At 28.6% G+C, this 5,075-nt stretch carries 5 protein-coding genes and 1 pseudogene; 1 reads left to right on the top strand and 5 read right to left on the bottom strand.

Translation table 11 applies throughout. The features are described from left to right. Positions 1-765, top strand: a pseudogene (locus tag HALSAC_RS14550) (IS3 family transposase); the annotation flags it as partial. A gap of 15 nt (positions 766-780) precedes the next feature. Here the strand turns inward: HALSAC_RS14550 and HALSAC_RS0100110 are convergent. The 5 genes from HALSAC_RS0100110 to HALSAC_RS14545 form a co-directional block, all read right to left on the bottom strand. Continuing rightward, positions 781-1,374, bottom strand: a complete 594-nt coding sequence (locus tag HALSAC_RS0100110; protein WP_027338550.1) for a hypothetical protein — start codon at positions 1,372-1,374, stop codon at positions 781-783. 72 nt (positions 1,375-1,446) lie between these two features. Further along, complete coding sequence (locus HALSAC_RS0100105; protein WP_027338549.1) at positions 1,447-2,895, bottom strand: class I adenylate-forming enzyme family protein; 1,449 nt, start codon at positions 2,893-2,895, stop codon at positions 1,447-1,449. 4 nt (positions 2,896-2,899) lie between these two features. Beyond that, positions 2,900-3,154 (bottom strand): acyl carrier protein, encoded by a 255-nt coding sequence (locus HALSAC_RS0100100; protein WP_027338548.1) that lies wholly within the window; start codon positions 3,152-3,154, stop codon positions 2,900-2,902. Between the two features lie 32 nt (positions 3,155-3,186). Beyond that, on the bottom strand, positions 3,187-4,320 hold the full coding sequence (locus tag HALSAC_RS0100095) for a nucleotidyltransferase family protein (protein ID WP_027338547.1): 1,134 nt from the start codon (positions 4,318-4,320) through the stop codon (positions 3,187-3,189). 432 nt (positions 4,321-4,752) lie between these two features. Continuing rightward, positions 4,753-5,075, bottom strand: a 323-nt coding sequence (locus tag HALSAC_RS14545) for a transposase (RefSeq protein WP_035570983.1), incomplete at its 5' end; no start/stop codon positions are given.

The following is a 5,075-nucleotide window of genomic DNA, read 5'->3' as shown; positions in this document are numbered from 1 at the left end:
GTAAAAGAGAAGAAGAAAATGAAACTTTAAAATTTAAGGTAGCTCAAATATATTGGCAGAGCCGTGGGACTTATGGTAGCCCTAGAATCTACCAAACAGCTTAAGAAAGAAGGCATTATATGCAATAAAAAACGAGTAGAAAGATTAATGAAAGTATTAGGATTAAAAGCTATACAAAAGCGTAAATTCAAAGTTACAACAAATTCTAATCATAACCTGCCAATAAAAGATAATATTCTTAACCGAGAATTTGATGTATCTCAAAAAAATAAAGTCTGGGTCTCAGACATCACATATATTCCTACTCAGGAAGGTTGGCTTTACCTTGCTGTCATAATAGATCTATATTCTCGTAAAGTTGTTGGTTGGTCAATGGATAGCACAATGAAAAAGAATCTTGTAATAAATGCTCTTAATATGGCTCTAAACAATCGCCAAGTCTCAAGAGGACTTATATTTCATTCAGATCGAGGAAGTCAGTACGCTAGTATAGAATTTCAAGAACTATTAATTGAAAATGGATTTAAATCATCAATGAGTCGTAAGGGTAATTGCTGGGATAATGCAGTGTCAGAAAGCTTTTTTGGAACATTGAAAACAGAATTAATTCATCATAATAACTATATAACAAGAGCTCAAGCAAGAAGAGATATATTTGAATATATTGAAGTCTTTTACAATAGATTTAGAATGCACTCGACTTTAAATTATAAAAGTCCAGAAAAATACGAAAACGAGAGAAAAGCCACTAAACTTAGTGTCTAATTTAATGGGGGAACCTCAAAGTCTCTCTACACCTGGAAAAGAAGATAATTCGGATATCTTTCTATCTCCTTCCCAAAATAAAATAAAATCTTCTTTTGAAATTTCGCCTATATAATCATTTGGAATAGGATCATACACTAAAAGATTATTATTTTCAATACCATAAATAGACAACCAATGATTCACAGGACGTTCAAATACATTATTTGGATAATTTCTTATATATTTTTTATTCTTGTAGTTGTTTGAATAATTTAAAAAATAACTAGTGCCACTAACTATAGAAATATTTTTGTTCTTTATATCTTCTTTGAATACTTCTAACCCTTCTTTTATATCTTTGATTTCCTTGGTTGTCATCTTAATTCCTAAATATTCATCCATCCTCTTATAGTTTAATTCTGAAGAATTCCATGCTTTTGCATTAATCGGCATACTTTTTTTTTCATCAACTACATAGGAAGGAACACTTAATAATTCTAAATTTGGATATAAGTTTAAACTATTTTCACAACCTTTAGCTTTAATTCTTTCATGAATAAATGGATATAAACAATGCATATAGTATGGAAGGTTCCTGTGTGGTTTGAAATTATTAATTTTGCGCATCTTTACACCCCTTAGGTCTTAAATTATACTTCTATTCAAAATAAATTTAATTGCTTGTATTTAGATATATAATCATCTGATTTTTTTGCCAGAATGATTTTTTTTTATATCATCTACAATTTCTAATTCACTTGGCCATTGATAAGGCTCTAAGTTTTTACGGCAGAGTTCCATAATCTTTGCACTGTTAATATCATTTTTCTCTGAAGGTACTATTTTAGCACAAATATTCTGTCCATATTTAGGTGTACTCTCTCCGAAAATAATTATATCTTTTATCTCTTCACATTCTAATAATTTATTTTCTATTTCTTCAGGATAAATATTTACTCCAGCCCGAATAATCATATTATCTTTTCTGCCAACAATATATATATATCCTTCTTCATCCTGATAAGCTAAGTCTCCAGTATGCAACCAACCTTCTCGTAATTTTTCTTTAGTTAAAGATTCTAGATTATAATATCCTTTCATTACATTTGGCCCTGATACTAACAATTCACCTATTTGCTCATCTGATACTTCTTTGTCATTTTGATCTATAATTTTTATTTTTACATTATCTAGTGGTTTACCCACGGAACCTATTTTTTTATGAAATTCTTCTGGAGATAAACAACTTATTCTAGGAGAAGCTTCAGTTAGACCATAACCATTATAGAGATTAACATTAGGAAAATCTTCTATTATCTTTTCTGCTACTTTTGGTTTTAGACACTCACCGCTTAATATTATTTTTTTCAAATGATTTAATTCAATATTTCTTTTCATTAATGCAAGATTATAAAATAAAGTTGGCGTCGAACACATTATCGTAATTTCAAAATCATTTAATCTTCTCATTAATCGTCTAGGAGAAAATTCTTCATCATAAAAGACAATATGGGCACCATTTAAAAGAGATAATAAAAATTCTCCAGTCATAGCTGAAATGTGGTATAAAGGACGTACTATTAGTATTTTATCTTTTTGGTTTAAATTAAATCTTTCTTTTATACTATTTAAATTACTTAAGATATTTGAGTGGGTTAACATTACGCCTTTAGGATAGCCCGTAGTTCCAGAAGTAAACATTAACATCGCTACTTCTTTTTCAGATACTGTTTTCATTGGTAAATTTATCTCTTTTTGCTTACTCATATAATTAATATCTATATCTAAATTTAATGTTGTGAAATTATCAAATTCAATTAAAGATTCTTTATTATTAGTTAATACTAAACCTGGATTTACACCTTCTAAAATTTTCAAACATCTTCCATGTCCATAATTTGAAAATAGTGGGATTGCTATGCAACCAGCAGCCAATATAGATAATACACTAACAGCATCATAAAACGAATTAGTATTTAAAAAAGCAATTTTACTACCCTCAGGAACTAACTCATTGATTCTTTGAGCTTCACTTTGTATTGTTTTCAAAAGAGTTGAATAACTTACATCATCACCATTTGAATCTGTTAACGCCTTTTTATCTTTATATTTTTGCATTGACTTATATAATTGAAGCCATAAACTCATAGAATTATTCCTCTCTTTTACTAGTATCTTCAACAAGTGAAACTAAGTCCTGAATAGTAATAAAACTTGATACATTAAGGTCTGATTCATCAAAAATTAAATCAAATTCATTTTCTAGGTTCAATACCAAATCAACCATATCTAATGAATCAATCCCTAAATCTTCTCTAATTTTTGTTTCAAGAGTTATTTCTAAACCTCTAACTCCAGCAGTTGTATTTTGTATTGTTTTTTTACATCTTTCAAAAATATTATTCATAGATATATCCTCCCTAATTCTTAAAATTAATTTTAAGATTCTATTTTCTTTAAATGCTTATATCTCTTCAAATCAAAAAGTCTTGTTTTCAAATCAATAGTCCATTCATGCTTTTCATTAGTTTCTGGATTAATAACTTGATTAAGATATTTAGTGTCTTCTGGCTTTAATTCTTCTAACACCTTAATGAAATCATTATTTTTATTTAATTTTTCAAATAATATCCGAGTATATTCTAAAGCAAAATAACAACCTTTAATAAGATCATTTCCATCATCATTCTTTTTTACCGTTTTAATAAATAAATTCCAATCTATTTTCAAATTAGAATCTTCTATCAATGCATATATATCTACGAATTTATATAATGTTAAATCTCTTTGTGATTCTATCCAATTAACAACATAAGCCTCTTTGTATAAATGAATACATAAATGAATCAAAAATACTTCTAATGATAATGAACGGAACCTTTCTCCTCCCTCTATTTCATAATAATCTACTTCCTTTAAAAAGGCAGCAACTGCATCACTAGTTCTCTCTGGTAACCAATCTAAAGAAAAGTTTATATCAATTTCTGCAAAATTTAAAACAGGCCTATCTACTAATTTTTTATATGGTACAACCTCTCCAGTAGTCATTCTCCAACGGAGAATCTCTTTTCTGTCACAAGGTACTATTTGAGACTTATCTTGATTATAATAGCCTTGGATATAACCTAGTTTTTTTATTATCTTATCAAATTTTTTTAAGTCAGATGTATTTAACAGAACATCAATATCTTTAGATACACGACATCCTTGAGGATATAAAGATACAGCAAGAACACTACCTTTAAGAAAAGCATGTGGAAGGTCTTGTTTATTTATCTCTTTAGCTAACTCTGAAACTAAATCTTTATGATATTTAGTTCTAAGCTTTTGAGCTTCATAAATTTGATGCAGATTAAATTTAAATTCACTGTTAATATTCATCTCGCTAGATAGATTACATTTTTTAAATATAGTATAATAAGCCAATCCTGCAACTCGATGATAGGTTAAGTATCCTAGAACTCTACTCCAATCAAGTTTCTCTTCTAATAACTCAACCAATCTCTTTTGATTAGGATTTTGAAAATTCATAAGTTCTAATACCAGTTCTTTTTCTTTTACTAAATTATCCATCTTTGAATTCCTCCCTCTATAAATTAAATTTATCTCACTCATGCTCACTTATTCTTAGAAATTTATTTTCTTATAAAAAAGTAATATGGATTTAATTATTAAAACCAATTAATATTTGGAATTGCAAGGATAAAGTAATCTAAAAACTTAACTATTATTTTTAAAAAATATGGTCGCTTATTGGAACTCCACATTTCCATGGTAGTTTAACCTCCCATATCTCTCAGGATCTATGTCCCTACATTCCTTCGTTCTACCTATCCATGGGTGGAGGCTGGATATGCTCCTCGACAGGGTCTATGCCCATATTGAAATAATTAATTCCAGCTCTTCCAGTCTTCCTTTTTCAAAGTACTTAATCTAAGAAAAACAAACATAAATAATTGATCTATATTATAAAATTTACATTCCAATAATTCATTTTAAATATCTTTAAGCAGCTCCCTGTAAATTTGAACGTTTGATATTTCTAAATAATTTTTCACCATCATACTTTTCTTTTTTCTTCCATAAAGCAAACAATATTCTAATCAATTTGCAACATAGAGCTACTAGGGATTGTTTTTTCTTTAAGGGGTTTTTAGAGCGTGTTGTGTAGTATTGATGTAGCTCTTTAAATTCATTATTCTTTGCTACCAGAGGCAGCATCACCCTATACAATAAAGATCTCAATTTCGCTCTTCCCCTCTTAGTAATACAAGTTCTTCCCTTATGTTTCCCTGAACTATTTTCCATCAAATTTAGTCCTGCTAACT

The organism is Halonatronum saccharophilum DSM 13868 (assembly GCF_000517025.1).
GTDB classification, from domain to species: domain Bacteria; phylum Bacillota; class Halanaerobiia; order Halobacteroidales; family Halobacteroidaceae; genus Halonatronum; species Halonatronum saccharophilum.
Note: the sequence above shows the minus strand (reverse complement) of the source record. Positions and strands in the feature narration are given on the sequence as shown.